The organism is Saccharopolyspora galaxeae (assembly GCF_016526145.1).
GTDB classification, from domain to species: domain Bacteria; phylum Actinomycetota; class Actinomycetes; order Mycobacteriales; family Pseudonocardiaceae; genus Saccharopolyspora_C; species Saccharopolyspora_C galaxeae.
This window is the reverse complement of the sequence record NZ_JADDUE010000009.1, coordinates 1-21,788: the sequence shown is the minus strand read 5'-3', so window position 1 is coordinate 21,788 and position 21,788 is coordinate 1. Positions and strand designations below refer to the sequence as shown.

Annotated in this window: 20 protein-coding genes, 1 pseudogene and 2 riboswitches; of the genes and pseudogenes, 9 read left to right on the top strand and 12 right to left on the bottom strand. The window is 70.1% G+C overall.

Annotation, left to right across the window (positions count from 1 at the left end; all coding sequences use genetic code 11):
* Window positions 1–59: 59 nt before the first annotated feature.
* Window positions 60–1,004: a non-homologous end-joining DNA ligase gene (gene ligD / locus INP57_RS20315; protein ID WP_200072125.1), complete on the bottom strand. Its 945-nt coding sequence runs from the start codon at window positions 1,002–1,004 to the stop codon at window positions 60–62.
* Window positions 1,005–1,198: 194 nt separating this feature from the next.
* On the opposite strand from ligD, the gene INP57_RS20310 reads away from it, so the two are divergent.
* The 4 genes from INP57_RS20310 (at window position 1,199) to INP57_RS20295 (ending at window position 4,182) form a co-directional block, all read left to right on the top strand.
* Entirely contained in the window at window positions 1,199–1,957 is a 759-nt protein-coding gene (locus INP57_RS20310; protein ID WP_200071878.1) for a DsbA family protein, read from the top strand.
* A complete protein-coding gene (locus INP57_RS20305; protein ID WP_200071877.1) occupies window positions 1,954–2,580 on the top strand; it encodes a vitamin K epoxide reductase family protein in 627 nt (208 codons plus the stop codon). The genes INP57_RS20310 and INP57_RS20305 overlap by 4 nt, the downstream gene beginning before the upstream one ends.
* Before the next feature lie 346 nt (window positions 2,581–2,926).
* Window positions 2,927–3,367 carry an ATP-binding protein gene (locus INP57_RS20300; protein ID WP_295149923.1) on the top strand — a complete coding sequence of 147 codons (441 nt, stop codon included), beginning with the start codon at window positions 2,927–2,929 and terminating at the stop codon, window positions 3,365–3,367.
* Window positions 3,364–4,182, top strand: coding sequence for an RNA polymerase sigma factor SigF (locus INP57_RS20295; protein WP_200071876.1), 819 nt, complete (start codon window positions 3,364–3,366; stop codon window positions 4,180–4,182). The genes INP57_RS20300 and INP57_RS20295 overlap by 4 nt, the downstream gene beginning before the upstream one ends.
* A gap of 120 nt (window positions 4,183–4,302) precedes the next feature.
* Here INP57_RS20295 and INP57_RS20290 read toward each other — a convergent pair whose 3' ends face one another.
* Window positions 4,303–5,088, bottom strand: coding sequence for a M23 family metallopeptidase (locus tag INP57_RS20290; RefSeq protein WP_200071875.1), 786 nt, complete (start codon window positions 5,086–5,088; stop codon window positions 4,303–4,305).
* A 1,047-nt stretch (window positions 5,089–6,135) separates the two neighbouring features.
* Here INP57_RS20290 and INP57_RS20285 point away from each other — a divergent pair.
* Complete coding sequence (locus INP57_RS20285) at window positions 6,136–7,026, top strand: sulfite exporter TauE/SafE family protein (RefSeq protein WP_200071874.1); 891 nt, start codon at window positions 6,136–6,138, stop codon at window positions 7,024–7,026.
* A gap of 571 nt (window positions 7,027–7,597) precedes the next feature.
* On the opposite strand, the gene INP57_RS20280 is transcribed toward INP57_RS20285, so the two are convergent.
* Window positions 7,598–8,767, bottom strand: coding sequence for an NAD-dependent epimerase/dehydratase family protein (locus INP57_RS20280; RefSeq protein ID WP_200071873.1), 1,170 nt, complete (start codon window positions 8,765–8,767; stop codon window positions 7,598–7,600).
* A gap of 345 nt (window positions 8,768–9,112) precedes the next feature.
* On the opposite strand from INP57_RS20280, the gene INP57_RS20275 reads away from it, so the two are divergent.
* Window positions 9,113–9,601, top strand: coding sequence for a GtrA family protein (locus INP57_RS20275; RefSeq protein WP_233627963.1), 489 nt, complete (start codon window positions 9,113–9,115; stop codon window positions 9,599–9,601).
* Here INP57_RS20275 and INP57_RS20270 read toward each other — a convergent pair.
* The 9 genes from INP57_RS20270 to INP57_RS20230 form a co-directional block, all read right to left on the bottom strand.
* Complete coding sequence (locus INP57_RS20270; protein WP_307850186.1) at window positions 9,567–11,852, bottom strand: glycosyltransferase family 2 protein; 2,286 nt, start codon at window positions 11,850–11,852, stop codon at window positions 9,567–9,569. The genes INP57_RS20275 and INP57_RS20270 overlap by 35 nt on opposite strands.
* The gene (locus tag INP57_RS20265; protein WP_200071872.1) at window positions 11,849–12,760 is read right to left on the bottom strand and encodes an NAD-dependent epimerase/dehydratase family protein; all 912 of its coding nucleotides are present in this window, start codon (window positions 12,758–12,760) and stop codon (window positions 11,849–11,851) included. Before INP57_RS20265 ends, INP57_RS20270 begins: the two co-directional genes overlap by 4 nt.
* A 329-nt stretch (window positions 12,761–13,089) precedes the next feature.
* Window positions 13,090–13,527: an SRPBCC family protein gene (locus tag INP57_RS20260; RefSeq protein ID WP_200071871.1), complete on the bottom strand. Its 438-nt coding sequence runs from the start codon at window positions 13,525–13,527 to the stop codon at window positions 13,090–13,092.
* 28 nt (window positions 13,528–13,555) lie between these two features.
* Window positions 13,556–14,386, bottom strand: a complete 831-nt coding sequence (locus tag INP57_RS20255) for a phosphoenolpyruvate hydrolase family protein (RefSeq protein ID WP_200071870.1) — start codon at window positions 14,384–14,386, stop codon at window positions 13,556–13,558.
* Window positions 14,383–15,645 (bottom strand): Tm-1-like ATP-binding domain-containing protein, encoded by a 1,263-nt coding sequence (locus INP57_RS20250; RefSeq protein ID WP_200072121.1) that lies wholly within the window; start codon window positions 15,643–15,645, stop codon window positions 14,383–14,385. Before INP57_RS20250 ends, INP57_RS20255 begins: the two co-directional genes overlap by 4 nt.
* A gap of 74 nt (window positions 15,646–15,719) precedes the next feature.
* Entirely contained in the window at window positions 15,720–15,863 is a 144-nt protein-coding gene (locus INP57_RS20245; RefSeq protein ID WP_200071869.1) for a hypothetical protein, read from the bottom strand.
* 101 nt (window positions 15,864–15,964) lie between these two features.
* Complete coding sequence (locus INP57_RS20240; protein WP_200071868.1) at window positions 15,965–16,117, bottom strand: hypothetical protein; 153 nt, start codon at window positions 16,115–16,117, stop codon at window positions 15,965–15,967.
* 92 nt (window positions 16,118–16,209) lie between these two features.
* Complete coding sequence (locus tag INP57_RS20235; RefSeq protein ID WP_200071867.1) at window positions 16,210–17,388, bottom strand: acyl-CoA dehydrogenase family protein; 1,179 nt, start codon at window positions 17,386–17,388, stop codon at window positions 16,210–16,212.
* Between the two features lie 32 nt (window positions 17,389–17,420).
* Window positions 17,421–19,022 carry a long-chain-fatty-acid--CoA ligase gene (locus INP57_RS20230; protein WP_200071866.1) on the bottom strand — a complete coding sequence of 534 codons (1,602 nt, stop codon included), beginning with the start codon at window positions 19,020–19,022 and terminating at the stop codon, window positions 17,421–17,423.
* Window positions 19,023–19,198: 176 nt separating this feature from the next.
* On the opposite strand from INP57_RS20230, the gene INP57_RS20225 reads away from it, so the two are divergent.
* The 3 genes and pseudogenes from INP57_RS20225 to INP57_RS20215 form a co-directional block, all read left to right on the top strand.
* Entirely contained in the window at window positions 19,199–19,834 is a 636-nt protein-coding gene (locus INP57_RS20225; RefSeq protein WP_200071865.1) for a TetR/AcrR family transcriptional regulator, read from the top strand.
* A 204-nt stretch (window positions 19,835–20,038) separates the two neighbouring features.
* A riboswitch (glycine riboswitch) is annotated at window positions 20,039–20,151 on the top strand.
* Window positions 20,152–20,248: riboswitch (glycine riboswitch) on the top strand.
* A 133-nt stretch (window positions 20,249–20,381) separates the two neighbouring features.
* Entirely contained in the window at window positions 20,382–21,497 is a 1,116-nt protein-coding gene (gene gcvT, locus INP57_RS20220; protein WP_200071864.1) for a glycine cleavage system aminomethyltransferase GcvT, read from the top strand.
* Window positions 21,498–21,644: 147 nt separating this feature from the next.
* Window positions 21,645–21,788 (top strand): annotated as a pseudogene (locus INP57_RS20215) (serine hydroxymethyltransferase); the annotation flags it as partial.

Here is a 21,788-nt window from a genome sequence, read left to right as displayed (position 1 = left end):
CGGCGAACGCGGCGGTCAGCGTCGTGCGATGAGTGGGAACGGCGGTGCGCCGGCGACGATCAGTCCTCCCGGACGACGCTCGTCGCCGGCTTGTCCTCGCGCAGCCCGGTGAACCTCGGGTGCCGCAACCGCCCGTCCGCGGTCCATTCGGAGAAACCGATCTCCGCGACCATTTCCGGCGCCACCCAATGCACCTCCCGTTCCCCGATCCGATCGGCGAACGGTGATTCGGACTTCTCCAGCCTTTCCATTCGAGCCCGCAGATCGCGCAAGGTCTTCTCGTCGTATCCGGTCCCGACCTTGCCCGCGTAGCGCAGCTCGTCGCCTTGGAAATAGCCGACCAGCAGCGCGCCGAACCCGTGGCGCGCGCCTTTCGGCTCGGTGAAGCCGCCGATGACGAACTCCTGCCCGGAGACGCACTTGAACTTCAGCCACTCCCGGGAACGGCCGCCCCGGTAGGGCCGGTCCGCGCGCTTGGCGATCAGACCCTCCCAGCCGCGTTCGCACGCCTGCCGGAAGAACTCCTCCCCGTCGCCGCGGCGGTGCTCGCTGTAGCGCAGCGGGTCGTCGAAGCCGAAGCACTCGGACAACAGCCGCTTGCGGGTGCGCAGCGGCAGCCGGGTCACGTCCACGCCGCCGATCGCGATCAGGTCGAACAGGTAGTAGAACACCCGCACCCCGGTCCGCCGGGCCGCGCGCGGGTCGGTCAGGTGCATCCGGTTCTGCAGCTTGGCGAAGCTGGTGCGGTCGCCGTCGAAGGCCACCACCTCGCCGTCCACCACGAACCGCTCCCCCTGCCCGGCCAGCGCGTCCAGCAGCTCCGGGTAGGAGGCGTCGACCCGCTTGTGGTTGCGCGACCACAGCACCGGATCGCCCCCGTCGCGCCCGGCCAGCACCCGGGCGCCGTCGAGCTTGCGCTCGTAGAGCCAGTCCGGGTCGGAGAACCGGCTGTCGGTCAGGGTGGCCAGCTCGGGCTCCAGCCAGGTTCCAGACCAGGAGCGCAGCAGCGGCAGCTGGTCGGCGCCGAGCAGTTCGGTCGGATCGGGCTCGCTCACGGATGCGGTATACCCGGTAGGGGCGCCTTTCCCGACCACCCGCTTCCTCACACTTTCGTGTCAGTGGGTGAGACTGGATATCGACCTGCCGCAGATGCGGGGCAAGCCCAGCCCCGCGCCCGACCGCGAAGGTGCACGAAGCGATGCCGAAGACAACCAACCCGTTGCTGAAGAAGAGCGGGCCATCGACCAACGCGATCCTGAGCATCGTGGTGGTCGTGGCCGCAGTCGTGATCATCGGCGGGGTCCTGCTGTTCACCGCGGGCAAGGGGGACAACGCCGCAGGCGGCCAGTCCCCCGCGCCGGGTCAGGACATGAGCCAGGTGGTGAGCAAGCCGGACAGCCACAAGCTCACCGAAGCCCCCGACGCCAAGGTCACCGTGACCGAGTTCCTGGACTTCCAGTGCCCGTCCTGCTTCCAGTACTACAACGGGGTCACCAAGAACATCGAGCAGGAGTACAAGGGCCGCATCAACTTCGTGAACCGGATGTACCCGCTGACCAACGCCCACCCGCTGGCGATGGAAGCGGCCAAGTCCGCCGAGGCCGCGGCGATGCAGGGCAAGTACAAGGAGATGTACCACGCCATCTTCGACAACTACCGCGCATGGGCGGTCTCCCCGGACGGCCAGCAGGTCAGCGATGACACCGGCCGCGCCAACCAGATGTTCACCCAGTACGCCCAGCAGATCGGGCTGGACGTGAACAAGTTCAAGCAGGACAAGGAGTCCAAGGCGGCCAGCGACCGGATCGCTGCCGACCAGGCCGACGCGGAGAAGGCCGGCATCTCCGGCACCCCGTCGTTCTTCATCAACGGCCAGAAGTGGGAGGGCTCCGGCAAGTCCACCGCTGATGTCGCCCAGCAGCTGCGGGCCCGGATCGACCAGGAGCTGGCGCGATGACCGCCACGCAGCAGGCGCACCCGGCCGCGGCCGCCGCGGAGCCACCAACGCGGCAGGCCGGGCTGGGCTGGCTGTACCTGATCGGCGGCGCGATCGGCCTGGTGGCCTCGTTCGCGCTGACCGTCGAGAAGATCACCAAGCTGGGCAATCCGTCCTACATCCCGTCCTGCAGCATGAATCCGATCGTGTCCTGCGGCACGGTCATGGACAGCACCCAGGCCGCGCTGTTCGGGTTCCCGAACCCGCTGATCGGCCTGTTCACGTTCCCGGTGATGATCACCGCGGGGGTCGTGCTGCTGGCCGGGTTCGCCGCGCCACGGTGGTTCTGGATCGGCCTGCAGCTGGGCACCACGCTCGGCGTGGTGTTCGTGCACTGGCTGATCGTGCAGAGCCTGTACGACATCGGCGCGCTGTGCCCGTACTGCATGGTGGTGTGGGCCGTGGTGATCCCGATGTTCTGGTACACGACGCTGCACGCGCTGCGCGGCGGCCACCTGGGCGGGGGCACGTCCGCGGGCGCGGCGTTGTCCCGGTTCCACAGCCTCGTGCTGGTGGTCTGGTACCTGGCGATCGTGGTAATGGTGCTGCAAGCGTTCTGGAGCTTCTGGACCTCACTGTTCTGACGCCCACGTGAGCCTGGAACACCCGTTTGTCTGGCCAATGGCGCGGGTACCTGGCGACTGTGAGTGATGAAGTGCGCGACGTCCCGGCGGGCCGGCCGGGCGCACCCGCTGCCCGGGCGCCCCGGCCGGGACCACAGCCGCGGAGGCACAGGCCGGACGGCACGCCGGGAGGCGCGCCGGTACCAAGCGGACCGGCACCTGGCGTGCCGGGACGGCGCGGCACGGAACGAGGTGGCCGGCGATGAGGTCAGAACCCGACGCGCGGCGGGAGCCACCCGGCACCCGGCCATGGGTGCCGGAGACCGGTCCCCGAACGAGGACCCCGAGGTCGAATAGAGGTGTGCCAGTGTCAGCACCCGAGTCCGGACACGGCGAACGGACCGCGCAGGTCCCGGACTCCTCCGTGGTGGAGGTGCGGGTCGCCGCCGAGGCGTCCCAGCTGTCGGTGTTGCGCGCGGTGACCGGTGATCTGGCCATGCGAGCGGACTTCGACGTGGACTCGATCGCCGACCTGCGGCTGGCCGTGGACGAGGCGTGCTCGACCCTGGTGCGGCTCGCGGCCGGGTCCGCGCCGCTGGTCTGCCGGTTCGCGGGCCAGGACCACGAATTGACCGTCTCCGCGTCGGTGCGCAGTGATTCCGCTCAGGCACCGCGGCAGGACACGTTCAGTTGGCGCGTCCTGAGCGCACTCACCGACACTGTGTCAACCTCGGTGCAACCGGACGCGGACACCGACGGTGCCCACGTCGTTCGCATTGAGTTGACCAAGGGACGGACTCACGAGTGAAGCAGGCGGATTCCGATCACGCTGCGCACTCGCGACATCAACGGTACGACGAACTGGCGCCGCTGTTCGCCGAACTCGCGGGTGTGAGTAAGCAAGACCCCCGCTACGAACAACTGCGGGACCGGCTGGTCACCGAACATCTCCCGGTGGCCGAGCACATCGCGCGCCGGTTCAGCCACCGCGGCGAGTCCCAGGAGGACCTCACCCAGGTCGCCACCCTCGGTCTGATCAACGCGGTGGACCGGTTCGATCCCGAACGCGGCGTGGACTTCCTGTCCTACGCGGTTCCGACGATCATGGGTGAGGTCCGCAGGCACTTCCGGGACACCGGCTGGGCGGTGCGGATGCCGCGCAGGCTGCAGGAGCTGCACCTGTCGGTGTCCTCGGCGATCGCGCGGCAGTCCCAGGAACTCGGCCGCGCCCCCACGCCCAGCGAGCTGGCCGAGCACCTGGGCATCAGCAGGGACGACGTCTACCGGGGACTGGAGGCGGGCAACGCCTACCGCAGCGCTTCGCTGGACGAGCTGCTCACCGCCACCGACGAGATCCCGCTCGGGGACGCGATCGGCTCGGACGACGCCGAGCTGGCCGAGGTGGAGAACCGGGAGACGATCCGCCCGCTGCTGGCCGAGCTGGACGAGCGGGAGCGCCGGATCCTGGTGATGCGGTTCTTCCGCTCGATGACCCAGACCCAGATCGCCGAGCAGGTCGGCATCTCGCAGATGCACGTGTCCCGGCTGCTGTCCCGGACGCTCGTGTGGCTTCGCGAGCGGATGGAGAGCGAACGAACCCCCGCCGAGTCCGCACAGGACTGACGGGGGCTGTTCGCGCCTAGGCGGTTGGAAGGACCGTCCGGGGCCCGGCCGGGGGAAGGAGCTCGGACCTCGGACGGCCGGCTTGCGGGGTTCCGGGCCCGGCGGGCCCGGAACCGGGCATCACTTGACCGAGATGCCGTGCTGCTGCAGCCAGGGCTGCGGGTCGACCTTGGTGCCACCCTTCTGCACACCGAAGTGCAGGTGCGGGCCGGTGGACTTGCCCTTGTTGCCAAGAGTGGCGATCTTGTCGCCTGCGTTCACCTTTTGCCCGGTCTTCACGTCGATGGTGTTGATGTGGCCGTAGACGGTGATCGTGCCGTCGTTGTGCTGCACCCGCACCCACTGGCCGAAACCGCTGGCCGGACCGGCGCTGATGACCTTGCCGTCGGCGACGCTCTTGATCGGGGTGCCGATCTTGTTGGCGATGTCGATGCCCTTGTGCGAGCTGCCCCAGCGGGTGCCGAAGCCGGAGCTGAGGGTGCCTTCGGCGGGCTTGACGAAGTCCGCCTTCGCCGCGGCGGGCTTGGCCGGAGCTGCCGGCTTGGCCGCGGCCGCGGGTTGAGCCGCAGGCGCAGGGGCCTGGTTGGCCTGCTCCGCGGCGATCGCCTTGCTCTTGTCGAGCTGCTTGGCGGCGTCCTGCGCACCCGCGGCGGGCGCCGCGGGCAGGTGGACCGGGGCGGCCTGCTGCTCGGCGACCGGGCGCACGGCGTGCTCCTCGGCGCCTCCGGTCGCGTTCGCGGCCAGCGGCTGGCCGATCGCGGCGAAGGCACCGACCGCGACCGCGGCCGCGGCGATCTTGTTGCCGATGGGGAACTTGTTCCCGGGCCGGGGGCGGAACGAGTTCAGCAGGGACTCGCGGAGAGCCGGCTTCGGGGTCTGACCGGTCTCCTCGCTTTGCTTGGCCATTATCGCCTTTCCGTCTTCGGGGATGGTCCGGGCACTCCCGCCGGGGGACGCGGGTGACCTCTTCGGGGGCGAGATCTTTTCGTGACCGAACCGTGACGTTCCAGCGAAAAAGGTAGCTAAGCGTCACCAAGGGCGGCAATTCATCACCCTTCAGCAGGAAGTACGCCTGCCGCACGCGGCTCACACGAGCACATTTAGTGACAGGAAGAGATGACCTTCAGGTTACGCAGATGATCTAGCTTGAGGCGCTCCGGGAACCGGCCTCCGCGAGGGTCCGCCGAGATCGGCGACCGCGTGCACCCACCTGCCCGCGATCAGTGTTTTTCCCTGGTCAACGGCATAATGGGCGCTGCGGCCGAACGTTCGGCGAAGCCGCGCCCGACCGCGCGGGGCGGCGGGCGGACTCCGCCGGACTCGCCGGTGACCTGCGCATTCGATCAGGACGATGGATCTTGCGAGTGGGTCGTCGACCAAGGCGTCAGATCGGCGAAAGTGGTCTTGGGCACAAGACCGACACAACCCTCGATGAAGCCGCCGTGAGCGAGGCGGTGAGGAGCCGTCCACAGCCTGCACCGCGGGCTCCCGCAACGATCGCCTCCGACAGCGCTCGGCGCTGAACCGGGTGATCGAGATTCCGGCGTGTGCGAGCGCGGTGACCGAACGCCGCCGGACTCCCGGACTTTGGGACATGGCTGCCGCACGATGGGTCGATCTGGTTCACTGGCGGGCATGACGTGCGGTGACCAGTGGGGCGTGCTCGTGCAACGCCTGCATGTGGATCTGCTGCTCGTCTGTTCATCCGGGTGTCGTCGGCGCATCCTGAACCGTCCTGCGCTCGACCGGGTCCAGTAGCTCCCGAGTCCCAGGCCGTTCCTGCGCCCTGCCCGCGCCGCGCAGCGCCTGCCGCGTGCCGCGCCTGAACTCCACCGCGCGCCGGGCAGAGCCGCTGCGGAGGTCCGCGCCCGTCCCACCACGCCCCGAAAGATGCGTGCCGCGAAAGATCCGGCACTGCCGGGGCCTTCCCGAACGCCACCCCACGGAGAGATCGTGCAGACCTTCCTGATCTTCGCGCTCGGCGGGTTCATAGCCCAGCTCGTCGACGGTTCCCTCGGCATGGCCTACGGGGTGACCTCCACGACGATCCTGCTGACGGCGGGCCTGAGCCCGGCGCTGGCCTCGGCCTCGGTGCACCTGGCCGAGATCGGCACGTCGGTGGCCTCCGGGGTCTCGCACTGGCGGTTCGGCAACGTGGACTGGAAGGTCGTGCTGCAGCTCGGCGTGCCGGGCGCGGTCGGGGCGTTCCTCGGTGCCACCGCGCTGAGCAACATTTCGACCGAGGCGGCCGAGCCCTGGATGTCGACGATCCTGCTGGTGCTGGGCGCCTACGTGCTGCTGCGGTTCGCGCTGCGCCCGCTGCGCAAGCGCCAATTGACCGGGGTGAGCCCGAAACTGCTGGCGCCGCTGGGCCTGGTGGCGGGTTTCGTCGACGCCACCGGCGGCGGCGGTTGGGGCCCGGTGTCCACGCCGACGTTGCTGAGCACCGGCAAGGTCGAGCCGCGCAAGATCGTCGGTTCGGTGGACACCAGCGAGTTCCTGGTGGCGATGGCCGCCAGCGTCGGGTTCCTCACCTCGCTGGCCGGCGAACCGCTGTCCTGGATGACGGTGGGCGCGCTGCTGGTCGGTGGCGTGGTGGCCGCGCCGCTGGCGGCTTACCTGGTGCGGATCGTGCCGATGCGGATGATCGGCGTCGGTGCGGGCGGGCTGATCGTGCTCACCAACGCCCGCACGCTGATCAAGGCGTTCGAGCTGCCCGCGCCGTCGGTGATCTACGCGGTGATCGTGCTGGCCTGGGTGGCGGCGCTGGTGTTCACGGTGCGCCAGATCGTGCGGGACCGGCGCGAGGAGGTTCCGGACGAGGCCGGTGAGCCGGTCGGCTGAATCGGCAGGCGTCGCTGCGCCGAACGAGTGACCGGCCGGTCGAGTCGCTGGAGCGGCCGAGTGCGGCCGGTCGGCTCGCGGCATCCGCCGGGACCGGCGAGAAAGCCAGGACCGAAAAGCTGATCATAACGCACGCAGCGTCGGGAATTACCCACGTGCCGTATCGCGCGAATCATACGAAAGGGCTACGGTCTGTGGGCCGTGTGGAAGCCCCCCGACACGCGGTAGGCGCCCCGGGTGCGAACAGGTGCTAGTGCTCGCGCCCGGGACGCCGCTCCCCGTACCGCGGCCGTCGCACGGCCGCATCGTGTTTCCGCCCGCGATGGGCGAACCGCGGCTCGCTCGGTGCCACCTCGGCGACCCCGCACCGTTGGCAGCCGTTCCGGCGAGGCGCGTTGGTTCACAGTGTGCACGCCTAATTTGGAATATTCCAGCCCTTGGGGCGCACAGTTCGAGCACAGCACCGAATCGGCGGCGTGATCGCCGGCGACCGGGCCGGGCAAAAAGCCGGCGGGCGCCCGAAACGGGCACCCGCCGGATCCGCGGAACTTCGGTCCGCCGAGCCTGCGGCTCAGCTCTCCGAACGCAGCGGGCTGGAAGCCGTCCGCCACTGCACGGTCGGGCGCATCGCGCCCAGATCGACCCGGCCGACGTGCTGCTGGGCCACCCCGAACAGCGACTCGATCAGCGTGTTCGACAGCAGGTGCGGCTGCAGGCCCAGCTCGACCAGCCCGGTGTGCACCACGTTGTAGTGGTGCTCGGACTGCTCCACCCGCGGGTTGTCCAGGTACTCGACCTCGACCGCGCCGTCGAAGCTGTTGGCCACGACCTTGGCGATCTCCTCCACCGAGAAGCTCTCGGTCATCTGGTTGAACACCCGGAACTCGCCCGGCTCGGCCGGGTTCTCCGCGGCCAGCCGGATGCACTCCACGGTGTCCCGGATGTCGATCAGCCCGCGGGTCTGCCCGCCGCTGCCGTACACCGTCAGCGGGTGCCCCAGCACCGCCTGGATCACAAACCGGTTCAGCACCGTGCCGAACACCGCGTCGTAATCGAAACGGGTCGCCAGCCGCGGGTCGCGCAGGGTTTGCGGCGTCTCCTGGCCGTAGACCACGCCCTGGTTCAGGTCGGTCGCGCGAAGCCCCCAGATCCGGCAGGCGAACTCGATGTTGTGGCTGTCGTGCACCTTGCTGAGGTGGTAGAAGGAGCCCGGCTTCTTCGGGTACAGCATCCGGTCGGTCCGCCCCTTGTGCGTGACCTCCAGCCAGCCCTCTTCGATGTCGATGTTCGGCGTCCCGTACTCGCCCATCGTGCCCAGCTTCACCAGGTGGATCTCGGGGTCGATCTCCTGGATCGCGAACAGCACGTTGAGGTTGCCGACCACGTTGTTCTGCTGGGTGTAGACCGCGTGCTTGCGGTCGATCATCGAGTACGGCGCGGCGCGCTGCTCCGCGTAGTGCACGATGGTGTCCGGCCGGAAATCACGAACCATCTCGTAGGTGAAATCGGCATCGCACAGATCGCCGTAGTAGGACTTGATGGCTTTTCCGGATACCTCCCGCCAAGTGTCGACGCGGGACTGCATCGGCTCGATCGGTACCAGGCTCTGCACGCCCATCTCGTGGTCGTAGCCGCGCCTGGCGAAGTTGTCGGCCACCGCCACCTCGTGGCCGTGATCGGACAGGTGCAGAGCGGTCGGCCAGCCCAGGTAGCCATCGCCCCCGAGGACGAGGATTCGCACGCCTTGTTCTCCTCTACGTCATTGCGGGTGTGCCACCGGCGCCTGCGGTTCCGCCCCGGGAGCGCGAACACCGGCGGCCACGGTCACCGGAACCCGGACTCGGCGCCGGCGACGATCGGCACGGTAGGAAACATCCTGTCGGAACGAGGTGAAGGCGCTCGTGCGGCCCGGATCCCGCCCCGAAGACATCGAAATGGTCTCATCCTTCGGCGGCGTAGCGAAGAGTCGAACCTGCCGCGGATGAGAGAGCAACGGCACTTCGCGGCACCTCGCTATCGTGCGGACACGAACCGCACCGGCAACGGCGCGGTACTCGCCGGAAAGCTGTCTGGGAAGGACGGGAAAATGCAGGCCGCGGAAACCACGGAACCCTCCGGAATGACCGGGCGGGAGCGGCGCGGCCGCTACTGGCAGCTGGTGAGCCGGTTCGCGGCCGCGTCGGTCGTGGCGACCGGGATCAGCCAGGTCGTGTTCGTCGGCTCCTACGCGGTGGGCGCCCCGGCGGTGTTCTCGACGGTGCTGGCATGGCTGGCCGGTGCGGTGCCGAACTTCGTGCTCAACCGGCGCACCTGGGGCGGCGGCGGGCGCGCGGCGCTGCGCGGGGAGATCACCCGCTACGCGGTGATGTCGGTGGGAACCGCGCTGCTGGCCGCGCTCGCCACCAGCGGTGCCGAGCGGCTGGCGCTCGGGGCGTTCCCGCACGACCACGCCCCGCGGGTCGCGGTCGTGTGGGGTGCGTACGCGGCGACCTACCTGGTGATGTTCGTGGTGAAGTTCCTGATCATCGACCGGTTCATCTTCACCGCTCGCTCGCGGCCGCAACGGGCTCGCTGACCGGCTCCGGGGCCGTTGCCGCGACCGGGGCGCGGCGTTCGCGCAGCCAGGTGCCGATGACGACCTTGGCGTAGCGGTAGCCGTAGAGCACGTTGTTGCCCTTCTTGCTCTCGCCCGCGGTGCGGGCCAGCATCGTCATCGGCCGCTCCAGCACCCGGTAACCGCGGGCGAGCACGCCGACCAGCAGCTCGGAGGACTGGTACTGCTGCTGTTCCAGCCGCACCGAGTTCGGCACCTGCACCTTCATCGCGCGGAAGCCGAACGAGGTGTCGGTGATCCGCTGCCTGGTCATCGCGCTGACCATCCAGGCGAACACGTAGGTCCCGGCGCGGCGCACCAGGTCGGTGCTCTCGGTGCGGCCGAGGCGCCGCGAACCGGTGACGAAGTCCGCGCGGTCGTCGACCAGCGGCTGCAGCAGGTCCGGCAGCTCGGTGATGTCGTACTGGCCGTCGGCGTCTGTGGTGATCACGTAGCGCGCGCCGCGCTCGGCGGCCAACCGGTAGCCGAGGCGCAGCGCAGCGCCCTGCCCGCGGTTCTCGGGGGCGACGCAGGTCTGCGCGCCGTGGCGCAGCGCGACCTCGGCGGTGTCGTCGGTGGCCCCGTCCACGACGACGAGGGCGTCGACGTCCAATCCGCAGCTGTTCGCCGGGATGCCGTCGAGCACCGGGCCCAGCGCTTCCTGCTCGTTGTAGGCCGCGATCAGCACGACCACGGGTGCTAACCGGCGGTCGCCGTAGCGCTCGGCGTAGCCGTCCATGGCTGCCCGGTCGACCTCGTCGGGACAGGTCGTGGACATCTTCGTCTCCTTCGGGGTGGGCGGTCTCAAATAAGGCAGCGGTGGCGCGCCGGGCCGCCGCCCGATGATCGCGGTCACGGCGAGCCCGGCCGACAGCGGCAGCAGCACCAGGCCGGGCAGCTGGTAGCGCCAGGAGAATTCCATGGCCGCGGCGGTGCCCAGCACGGTGGTCGCCAGCCCTGCGGGCAGCAGTACGACCGCGCGCATCCCGCTGCGGCGGGCTCGGCCGACGCCGAGCACGGCCAGCGCCGAGACGGCGAGCATCCCGCCGAGCGCGGTGCCCGGCGTGTAGCCGCCGCCGAGCTGGTAGGAGCGCAGGAATCCGGCGATGCCGGGATCGACCGAGTAGGTGCCGTCGCCGTAGAGCTCGGTCCACTCGGTGACGTACCAGGCGTCGGCGTACAGCGGGTATTCGGTCTTGAACTGCCAGCGGTCCAGCGGCACGTCGCCGGGGCTTTGGGTTCGGGTCGGCGCGAATCCCTTGAAGAAGTCCTCCAGCACTCCGCCGACGACGTCGAACGGCTGGTGCAGCAGCACCTTGCGGGCCATGCCGCTCTGCGCCGCCTCCACATCGACGCCCGGCGGCAACGTGTTCTTGCCCTGCGGGGTGTGGTAGCGGTGGATGTAGAAGTCGATGCCGGTCGCCTTGCGCGCTTCGACCGGGTCGCGCGGGCAGACCAGTTCTTCCTGCGGCGTGAGGTCGAGTTCGCCGCACTGCGCGACGACGGCGGTGCGCCCATAGACGACGCTGCCGGTCGAGCCGCCCAGCGCGGGCACGCCGGTCCAGATCATGTGGTACATCGCGTAGAGGAACAGCGCACCGGCGAAGGCCCCGGCCAGCGCGCCTGCCGAGCGCAACCGCCGCCGCCAGCCGTCCCGCGGCCGGATCCCCGCGGCCAGCAGCACGAACACCACGGCCGGAAGCACCAGCGTCAGCCCGACGATGCGCACCAGCACCGACACCGCCAGCAGCAGCCCGCCGATCGCGGCGGTGCGCGGCCCGGGTGCTCCGCGCCAGGTCAGCACCAGGATCGCCGCCAGCAGCATGACCTGGAACAGCACGTCGGACATGATGTTGTGCTCGATCTGCACCTGGTAGGCGTCCAGCAGCACCGGCGCGGTCGCCAGCGCGGCGATCCAGTACCGCGCGCCGAAGCGCACCAGCAGCGCGTAGCTCGCGACGCCGAGCGCGAGGCCGATCAGGTGCTGCACCGCGGCCACGAACGCCAGGTTCCCCACCAGCAGCAGCGGGCCGAGCAGCAGCAGCCCGTAACCGATGGGGTTGATCCCGCCCGGGTAGAAGATGCCGAGGTCGTCGAGGTAGCGGAACGAGTCGATGTAGAGCAGTGCCGGCTGGTAGGCCAGCTGCGCCAGGACGCGCAGCACGGCTCCGCACAGCACCAGCAGCACGAGCAGCCAGTGCTTGCGGAGACTGCGCCCCAGCGCCGCGATCACGGCGCCTCGGCGGCGACCGCGCGGAAGTCCTCCCACACGGTCCGCAGGCCGTCGGTGAGCTCGACGGACGGGGTGTAGCCCAGTTCCCGACCGGCCTTGGCGACGTCCACGATCACCGCGGGCATTTCACCGTTCTTGGCGGGCACGTGGGTGATCGGCAGCGGTTCGCCGGTGGCGGCGCGGACCGCCTCGATCAGTTCGAGCACCGAGATGGACCGCCCGGAGCCGATGATCGCGGGACCGGTGTACTGCTTGTCCCACGCCGCGAGGATTCCCTGCACCACGTCGTCGACGTGCACGAAGTCGCGGCTCTGCGCGCCGTCGCCGTAGACCTCCACGCCGCCGCCGGACAGCGCGGCGCGCATCAGCCGCGGGATGAAGCTGTCCTTGTGGTTCATGCCGGGGCCGTAGATGTTGGTGAACCGCAGCGCGGTGGTGGCGATGCCGTAAGCGCCCGCGTAGCCGGACAGCAGCATCTCGCAGGCGGCCTTGGTGGCGCCGTAGGGCGTGAGGGGCTGCAGCGGCAACTGTTCGGAGATGGTGCCGCGGCCGATGTCGCCGACGACCGCGTTGGTGGAGGCCAGCACGAACTGCCCGGCGTGCCGCCGCCGCGCCAGCTCCAGCAGTTCGTGGGTGACCTCGACGTTGGCGCGGTAGGTCTCGTCGGGCCGGTCCACCGAGCGCAGCACCGAGGTGATCGCGGCCAGGTGCACGATGCCCGCGGTGCCTTCCGGCACGGCAGCTTCCCGCACCTGCGGGTCGGTGAGATCGCCCGCGACGTGCCGGACGAGGTCGCCGCGCAGCGACGCGGGCAGCGGCTGCTCGTCGGCGACGGTGACCGGGGTGCCGCGTTCGACGAAGGCCCGCACCACGGCCCGGCCGACGAAACCGGAGCCGCCGGTGACCACGACGCCGCCTGCGGAACCAAACTGATCACTCAGAGTTGCTGCGGACTCGGCGTTTTCGCCTCGATCGGGGGAAGTCTGGCTGCTTGGCACGCGCAGACTCTAACCGGCCGCTGCTACCCCTCGGCGCCTAACCCGCGTGGCACTTCGGCGCCATCCGTCCCGGTCCGCGGAACGGGCCGGTCACGACCTCGCCGGGCGCGCAGCAAGCGGACCGCTCGCCCGGTCCTGGCCGGTCGAGCGGTCCGTTCACCCGTTGAGCCGTGCGCGGCAAGACTCGGTTCTTCATCTTGAAGCGGCGAAGCCGCTCGCCGGCACTTCCCCGGCAGTCTTCAGGAGAAGCGCTCCACGAGTGCCTTGAGACCCGCCGCGTACACACCGCCGCCGAAGGTCTGCTCGAGCTTGCTCTCCTCGGCAGCCTCGGCGTCGTAGTCGCCGAACCACTCGACGAACGCCTGCCCCGTTGCGGTGATCGGGAAGACCGTGATGGTGCTGCGGTAGGTGCGGATCGGGAACGGGCCTTCGATCATGTCGTAGGTGTAGGAGCGGGCCGTGTCGTCCAGCGCCACCAGCCGCTCCCGGATCGCGCCGCCGCCGTCGGGGAGGCCGAGCAGCCGCACAGCGCCGATCTCGCCTGCCGACCGGCCGCTCTCGATCTCGCTGCTGGCGATCGCCGGGTGCCAGTCCGGCAACCCGTTGAACTCGCGCACCAGCTCCCAGACCTGTTCGGCCGGGGCCGGGATCACCGCACTCGCGTAGGCACGCGCCATCGCAGATTCCTCCTCGTTCTAGCCGGGTTCACCGCTTGAGGTTCTTGAACTCGCGGGTCCGCTCGGTGAGCGCCTGCTCGACCGGCAGGCGCTCCATGCTGCTGGCGCCGTAGAAGCCGTGGCAGCGCTTGGTGCGGCCGAGCACGTAGGCCGCGTCGTCCGGCGTGGCGATCGGGCCGCCGTGGCACAGCACCAGCACGTCCTCGCGCACTTCGGCGGCGGCCGCGGACCACTCGTCGATCAGGTTCACGCAGCCGTCCAGGTCGTTCGCGGTCTCCGCGCCGATCGAACCGCCGGTGGTCAGGCCCATGTGGCAGACGATGATGTCCGCACCGGCGCGGGTCATCGCGCGCGCGTCGGCGGCGGAGAACACGTACGGCGTGGTGAACAGGTCCGCCTCGTGCGCCTCGGCGATCAGCTCGACCTCCTGGCGGAAGCTCATCCCGGTCTCCTCCAGGTTGGCCCGGAAGTTGCCGTCGATGAGCCCGACCGTGGGGAAGTTCTGGATCCCGGCGAACCCGAGTTCGCGCAGCTTCGCCAGGAACGGCCCGGTCCGCAGGAACGGGTCGGTGCCGTTCACCCCGGCCAGCACCGGCGTGCGGCGCACCACCGGCAGCACCTCGCTCGCCATCTCCACGACGATGTCGTTGGCGTTGCCGTAGGCCAGCAGCCCGGCCAGCGAACCGCGTCCGGCCATCCGGTAGCGCCCGGAGTTGTACAGCACGATCAGGTCGATCCCGCCGGATTCCTCGCACTTGGCGGACAGGCCGGTGCCCGCGCCGCCGCCGATGATCGGCTCGCCGTGCTCGGCCATGTCGCGGAACCGGCGGCGCAGGGCCGCCCGGTCGAACTGCGTCATTCCCGCCCTCCTGTCTGCCTGCCCGCTGGCTGCCCAACCGCTGCTGCAGGACTGCCCGCTTCCCGCACGGCGTGGAACTCCCGCAGCAGCGCGTCGACGAACTCGGTGTCGTTGATGTTGTGCGGCAGCCGCAGCACCTGCCGGTCGGCGTGCTGCCGGACCTCGTTCTCCAGCGTCTCGAACAGCACCTCGTCGGCCGCGGGGTCGTGGAAGGGCTGGCCGGACGCGTCCAGCACCGACAGCCCGCCTTCGGGCAGCAGGAAGCGCACCGGACCGGAGCAGGCGTTGAGCTTCGCGGCCAGGAACTCACCGATGCGGCGGCATTCGTCCGCGGTGGTGCGCATCAGCGTGACCTGCGGGTTGTGCCGGTAGAGGTGCCGCTCGCGGTACTGCTCGGGGACGGTGTCGAAGGCACCGAAGTTGACCATGTCCAGTGCGCCGCAGGAGCCGACGTAGGGCACGCCGGTGCGGGCGATGGCGTCCAGGCGCTGCTCGCCCGCGCTCATCACTCCCCCGGCGATCAGGTCGCAGACCTCGGTGGTGGTGATGTCCAGGACGGTCGCGATCAGCCCGTCGTCGACCAGCTTCTCCATCGCCCGGCCACCGGTTCCGGTGGAGTGGAACACCAGCGGGTCGAACCCGGCACCGAGCCCGCGCGCGGTCGCGGTCACGCACGGCGTGGTCACGCCGAACATCGACAGCGCCACCGCGGGCAGGTCATCGGCCGGTGGGACGGGGTCGCGGACCGCGCCTGCGAGCGCGTGCGCGGCGTTGCCCAGCACCCGCCGGGAGATCCGGTTCAGCCCGGCCACGTCGGTGACCGACGGGAACATCGCGATGTCCGAGGCGTCGACGTAGCCGGACACGTCGCCCGCGGCCACGGTGGAGACCATCAGCTTCGGCACCCCGACCGGCAGCGCGCGCATCGCCGGGGTGATCAGCGCCGTGCCCCCGGAGCCACCCAGCCCCAGCACACCGGCGACGTCGTCGCGGGCGGTCAGCCAGTGCTCGAACGCCTCGGCCATCGCCGCGACGGCGGAACCGCGGTCGCCGGTGAACACGGCGCCGGCTCCGCGCGGGTGCGCGGCCGCGACCTCGGTGGCGGAGACGTCCACGTCGTCCGGGTGGTCGGCGGGATCGCCGGAGGTGCTCAGGTCGACGGTGCCGACCTGGACACCGACGGCCGCGGCCAGACCGGCCACGTACCGCAACTCCGCACCCTTGGTGTCGAACGTGCCCACCACGTACGCCCGGCCCATCGCACCGCCTTCGCCGTCGGGGTCCACCGGAGCCGAAGCCTACTTCGCGCAGCGGCGCGGGCACAGCCCGTTGATCACCAATCGGCGAGCGATCCCAGCAGCTCCGCGTCCTCGTCCAGGAACCGGCGAACTTCACGGGCGCGCAGCTCCTCGCGGTCTTCCCGCTCGGCGGCCTCGCGCGGCGGGTGCTCGTGCACCTCGTTCAACCTCAGAACCATCGTCACCACGCCAACCGCCTACTACCACGCGCTGCCGCTCATTTCCCGGGCGAGAGAACGGCCCCCGGACTTCGCCGGGGGCCGTCGCTTGCGGGCTCAGGTCACTGGCTCTTGCCCTTGCCCATGAAGCGGTTCTTGACCTGGTCGATCTTCGCCTTGTTCTTGGGGTCGGACGCGTAGCGCTTGGCCTGGTCGATCGCCTTCTTGCCCTGCGGGCTCTTGGCGAAGTCGGTCACCTTCTTGAACAGAGACATGGTCGCTCCCACTCGGACCGTTCGGGCACGGTTACCCACAGGGTACCGGCATTTCGGGCACCCGATCGAGCCCTGCAGCCCCGCGAACGCTCCTAGCCGAGCACACCGCTGACCGATGAGTGCCCCTTGAGCAGGTTGCGGGCGATGGTGCGGCGCTGGATCTCGTCGGTTCCCTCGAAGATGCGCAGCAGCCGGATGTCGCGGTACCAGCGCTCGATGGGCAGTTCGCGGGTGTAGCCCATGCCGCCGTGGATCTGCATCATCCGGTCCACGATCTCGTTGGCGCGGGTGCCGCCGTAGAGCTTGGCGATGCTCTGCGCGTGCCGCGAGTCCATGCCCTGGTCGGACTGCCACGCGGCCTGCAGCACCAGCCAGCGCAGCGATTCGATCTCCACCGCGGAGTCGGCGATCATCCACTGGATGGCCTGGCGATCGGCGATCGGCGCGCCGAAGGTCTTCCTGCTGCGCGCGTAATCCATGGACATCTCCATCATGCGTTCGCAGCCGCCGAGCGCGCGGGCGGGCAGCAGGTACCGGCCGCGGCCGATCCACTGCATGGCGAGCTTGAAGCCGCCGCCGACCTCGCCGAGCACGTTCTCCTCCGGCACCCGCACGCCGTCGAACTGCAGCGCGGCGGGCTGCCGGTCCCACTCGCCCATGATCTCGATCGGCTCGGACTTCCAGCCCGCGTCCCGGTCGGCGAGGAAGCAGGTGACTCCGCCGTCGGCGCCCTTGTCCTTGTCGGTGACGGCGAAGACCATCGTGAAGTCGGCGTCGATGCCGCCGGTGATGAACGTCTTCTCGCCGTCGATCACCCACTCCGAGCCCTCCTTGCGGGCGGTGGTGCGGATGTCCTTCGCGTCCGATCCGGCGCCGGGTTCGGTGATCGCGAAGCAGGACTTGCGCTCGCCTTCGATGGTGGGCAGCAGGTAGCGCCGCTGCTGGTCCTCGTTGGCGTGGTAGAGGATGTTGTCGGCGTAGCCGCCGAAGCTGAACGGCACGAACGTGCGGCCGAGCTCGATCTCGATCAGCGCGGTCAGCACCGCGGAAAGCCCCATCCCGCCGTACTCCTCCGGGGTCTGCACGCCCCAGAATCCGGCGTCGCGGGCCTTCTGCCGCAGCTGCCCGAGCTCTTGCTTGGTCAGCCCGCGCTCGTGGTTGCGCTCGCGGCGCAGCACCTCCTGCTCCAGCGGCATGAGTTCGCGCTGCACGAAGGTGCGCACCCAGTCGCGGATGTCCCGCTCTTCCTCGGTGAGCGAAAAGTCGACCATCAGTGCTGTTCCTTTCCGAATCCGGCCCGGGCTCAGCCGCGAGCGGCGGTGTTCGTCTCGGTGAGCTGCTCGCGCAGTTCGCGCTTGAGGACCTTGTGGCTGGGACCGAGCGGCAGTTCGTCGACGAACACGACGCGGCGCGGGTACTTGTGGTGCGCGGTCTGCTCGGCGGCCCACGCCCGGATCGCCCCGGACAGCGAATCGTCGGCGAGCTCGCCCGGTTCGGGGACCACGACCGCGCAGATCTCCTCGCCGCGTTCGGGGTCGGGCAGGCCGATCACCGCGCACTGCGCGACGGCCGGGTGCCGGATCAGCAGCTCCTCCACCTCGCGCGGGTAGATGTTGTAGCCGTTGCGGATGATCAGGTCCTTCTTGCGGTCCACGATGGACAGGTAGCCGTCGGCGTCCTTGCGGCCCATGTCGCCGGTGCGGAACCAGCCGTCGACCACCGCGGCGCGGGTGGCCGCGGGGTCGCCGAGGTAGCCGGCGAACACGTTGTGGCCGCGGATGACGATCTCGCCGGTCTGGCCGGTGGGCAGCAGCTCGATGCGGTCGTCGACGTCCGGGTCGGCGACCTCGGCGTCGACGCCCCACAGCGGGTGCCCCACGGTTCCGGCGCGCGCGCCGAACGCCGGCTGGTTCACGGTGGCGGTCGGCGAGGTCTCGGACAGCCCGTAGCCCTCGTGGATGGACGCGCCGAAGCGCCGCTCGAAGTTCTCCAGCACCGCAACCGGCAGCGCGGCGCCGCCGGAGACGCACAGCCGCAGGCTGGGCAGCGCTGTTTCCGGCCCGGCGGCTTCCAGCATCCGGATGTACATCGTCGGCACTCCGTTGAGCTGGGTGACTTCGTGCCGCCGGATCAGCTCGAGAGCTTCGCCGGGGTCGAACTTGGGTTGCAGCACCAGCGCGGCACCGGCGCGGAACGTGGTGTTCAGCGAGACGGTCTGGCCGAACACGTGGAACAGCGGCAGGCAGCCGAGCACCTTGTCGTCGCGCCGGGTGTCGTTCGCGTCGAAGGCGTTCACCACGGCGTTCATGACCAGGTTGAGGTGCGTGAGCACGGCGCCCTTGGGGCGTCCCGTGGTTCCGCTGGTGTAGAAGATGACCGCCGGGTCCTCGGGGGCGCGGGTCGCGAAGGACGCCACCGGTTCGGCGGCCGCGGCCAGTTCGGTCAGTGAGGTGGTTTCCGGCGAGGCCTCCGGATCGCCGCCGGGGCCGACGGTCAGCACCGGGACGCCGACGCGGCGCGCGGACTCCTCCGCCAGCGCGCGCTGCGAGGTGTGCCCGATGACGAGCTTGGCGCCCGAGTCGCGCAGCAGGTGCGCCGCTTCGTCCGGCACCAGCAGCAGCGGCACCGGCACCACGACGGCGCCCGCGGTGAGCACGGCGTAGTAGGCGCGCACGAAGTCGATGACGTTGGGTGCGACGATCGCGACCCGGTCGCCGGGCTGCACTCCCCGTCCGCGCAGCGCTGCGGCGTGCGCGCGGACCTGCTCCCACAGCTGCCCGTAGCCGACGTGCTGGTCGCCCTCGATGACCGCGGTCGCCGACGGCCGCAGGCGGGCCGGCTCGGCGAGCACGGACGCCAGGGACAGCGTCGTCGGCTGCGCAATCGAACTGTCGTCGTTGACCATCGGCGGCCTCCTCGCCGGACGCGCCGGGCGCTCCCGCGAGAAGTGGACACCCGGCAACTAACGTCGTTAGTTTTGGACTCTAGGACCACCCCGAGCGCTGCGGCAAGAGCGCAGCACCGGACACTGTCGGTGCCGGGAAGACCCCGGAGCGGAGCGTCGAACAGGGGGAAGCGCGGATGGGACGGCCGAAGAGCCCGCTGCTGACCTCCGAACGCATCCGCACCTGCGGGCTGGAGATCATCGACTCGCACGGCCTCGAAGCGCTGTCCATGCGCCGCCTCGCCGACGCGCTCGGCGTGCGCGCCGCCTCGCTGTACAACCACGTCGCCACCAAGGACGCGCTGCTGCACGAGATCGCCAACGGCGTGATGGCCAGCGTGGACACCAGCGGTTTCGGCACCGACTGGACCACCGGGCTGCTGCGCTGGGCCCGCTCCTACCGGGCCGCGCTGGCCGCGCATCCGAACCTGGTGCCGTTCATGGCCTCGGGACCGGCCCGGCGGGAGACCTCGCTCAGCCGCGCCGACGCCGTGCACGGCGGGCTGACCAGCGCGGGCTGGCCGCCGCGCTACGCCACCATGATCGGGGCCTCCACGAAGTACCTGGTGGTCGGCTCCGCCATGGGCTCGTTCGCGGGCGGGTTCCCGGACGACGCCGAGATCTACGACGACCGGTTCCCGCACCTGCGGCAGGCGCACAAGCTGCGCGAGCACGCCGCGGAGATCGACGACGACAGCTTCGAGCTGGCGCTGCGAGCGCTGGTGGATGGTCTGCGCGCGCAGTTCGAGCTGGTCGCAGCGAACACGTCGTGATTGATCATTAATACTGAATTTTCGATCTTCGCCTCGCCGGCGGCGCAGCCGCCGAGCAGCCGACCGTGCAAGCCACCGACACCGCTACGCAGCGAATCCGAAGAACACTATTCGTGACGGGACAGGGCTCACGTTCGGTTGACTGCGAAACGTGATCTCCGTAGCGTCAGCCAGCAACCGAAAGCCCAACTGAACAGCCGCCGACGACGTCGTGCGGGAGAGACTCCCCCCACCAGGAGCCCCTGGTATGCGGCCGTGGAGCGCCGAAGGAGCAATCCTCCCCACCAAACTCTCAGGCCCCGCACCGCACGACAGCAGGCGATCACGGAGAAAAGCAGGGATCCGCATCCCTCGCCCACGGTGCAAGCCGCACGAGCGCGGCGAAACTCTCAGGCTAATGACTCCGGGGAGGCCGGCCGGCGCCCACCGCGCCCGTCGCCGCCGAGGTGCTCGAGCTGCAGCTTCCGCTGGGGCTATGGTTTCCGCTGGAAGTGGCCGCAGCCGGTCCTCGGACGTGATCGGTGCCGATGAGGAGGAGTTCCGCACCATGACGTCGTCGCCGCCCTCCGCGCGTCAGACACCTCTCCACGAGGTGCACCGAGCGCTAGGCGCCCACTTCACCGAGTTCGCGGGCTGGCAGATGCCGGTGCGCTACTCCGGTGACACCGCCGAGCACCAAGCGGTGCGCAACACCGCGGGCCTGTTCGACCTCTCGCACATGGGCGAGATCCGGATCAGCGGCCCGCAGGCCGCCGAGGCGCTGGACTACGCGCTGGTGGCGAAGGCATCCGGCATAACGGCCGGGCGTGCCCGCTACACGATGCTCTGCGACGCCGACGGCGGCGTGCTCGACGACCTGATCGTCTACCGGCTGGCCGAGCAGGAATACCTGGTGGTCGCCAACGCCGCGAACGCCGACGTGGTCTCCGCCGAGCTGGAACGGCGCGTGCAGGGCTTCGACGCCGCGTACGAGGACGTTTCCGCGGACTACGCGCTGATCGCGGTACAGGGCCCGAAGGCCGTCGAGATCCTCGCGCCGCTGACCGACACGGACCTGTCCACGGTCAAGTACTTCGCCGGCTACCGCAGCACGGTCGCGGGCGCGCAGGTGATGCTGGCGCGCACCGGCTACACCGGTGAGGACGGCTTCGAGCTGTTCACCTCACCCGCCGACGCCCCGGCGGTCTGGCACGCGCTGGCCGAGTCCGGGCAGCAGCACGAGCTGGCCCCTGCCGGGCTGTCCTGCCGGGACACCTTGCGGTTGGAGGCGGGGATGCCGCTGCACGGCCACGAGCTCTCCACCGGCCTCACCCCGTTCCACGCGAACCTCGGGCGGGTGGTGAAGCTGGACAAGCCGGGTGACTTCGTCGGCAAGGCCGCGCTGGCCCGCGTCGCCGAGGAGCCCACCGAACGCACCCTGGTCGGGCTCAGCACCGATGCGCGCCGCGCGCCGCGGCACGGGTACCCGGTGCTGGACGCCGCGGGTGCCGAGGTCGGCGAGGTGACCAGCGGTGCGCCGTCGCCCACGCTGGGACATCCGATCGGGATGGCTTACGTGGACCGCGCGCACAGCGCGCCCGGCACCGAGCTGAAGATCGACATCCGCGGCAGGAGCATCGACGTGCAGGTCGTCGAGCTGCCGTTCTACCGACGGTCGAACTGACCACCCGCGGGCGAGATGCCCGCACGCCCACGCCGGCCGGAGGGCAGCGCGGCCCGCATCCGGCACGGCCCACATCACCATTCAGAGCCCATCGAGCACATTCAGAGCCCACGTGCAGGGCCCACATCGAGCACAGGAGGCAATGCGATGTCCGCACCGGACCTGTTCAACGATTCGCTGTCGGCGGTGGATCCGGAGGTGGCGGCCGCGGTCGGCGCTGAGTTGTCGCGGCAGCAGAACACGCTGGAGATGATCGCGTCGGAGAACTTCGCGTCGCAGGCGGTGTTGCAG

What these genes read in the sequence shown, in the direction of transcription:
- INP57_RS20310 (WP_200071878.1), top strand. Translation starts at nt 1,199, where the DNA reads ATGCCGAAGACAACCAACCCGTTGCTGAAGAAGAGCGGGCCATCGACC.
- INP57_RS20305 (WP_200071877.1), top strand. Translation starts at nt 1,954, where the DNA reads ATGACCGCCACGCAGCAGGCGCACCCGGCCGCGGCCGCCGCGGAGCCA.
- INP57_RS20290 (WP_200071875.1), bottom strand. Translation starts at nt 5,088, where the DNA reads ATGGCCAAGCAAAGCGAGGAGACCGGTCAGACCCCGAAGCCGGCTCTC.
- INP57_RS20275 (WP_233627963.1), top strand. Translation starts at nt 9,113, where the DNA reads ATGCAGGCCGCGGAAACCACGGAACCCTCCGGAATGACCGGGCGGGAG.
- INP57_RS20260 (WP_200071871.1), bottom strand. Translation starts at nt 13,527, where the DNA reads ATGGCGCGTGCCTACGCGAGTGCGGTGATCCCGGCCCCGGCCGAACAG.
- INP57_RS20255 (WP_200071870.1), bottom strand. Translation starts at nt 14,386, where the DNA reads ATGACGCAGTTCGACCGGGCGGCCCTGCGCCGCCGGTTCCGCGACATG.
- INP57_RS20250 (WP_200072121.1), bottom strand. Translation starts at nt 15,645, where the DNA reads ATGGGCCGGGCGTACGTGGTGGGCACGTTCGACACCAAGGGTGCGGAG.
- INP57_RS20245 (WP_200071869.1), bottom strand. Translation starts at nt 15,863, where the DNA reads ATGGTTCTGAGGTTGAACGAGGTGCACGAGCACCCGCCGCGCGAGGCC.
- INP57_RS20240 (WP_200071868.1), bottom strand. Translation starts at nt 16,117, where the DNA reads ATGTCTCTGTTCAAGAAGGTGACCGACTTCGCCAAGAGCCCGCAGGGC.
- INP57_RS20235 (WP_200071867.1), bottom strand. Translation starts at nt 17,388, where the DNA reads ATGGTCGACTTTTCGCTCACCGAGGAAGAGCGGGACATCCGCGACTGG.
- INP57_RS20230 (WP_200071866.1), bottom strand. Translation starts at nt 19,022, where the DNA reads ATGGTCAACGACGACAGTTCGATTGCGCAGCCGACGACGCTGTCCCTG.
- INP57_RS20225 (WP_200071865.1), top strand. Translation starts at nt 19,199, where the DNA reads ATGGGACGGCCGAAGAGCCCGCTGCTGACCTCCGAACGCATCCGCACC.
- gcvT (WP_200071864.1), top strand. Translation starts at nt 20,382, where the DNA reads ATGACGTCGTCGCCGCCCTCCGCGCGTCAGACACCTCTCCACGAGGTG.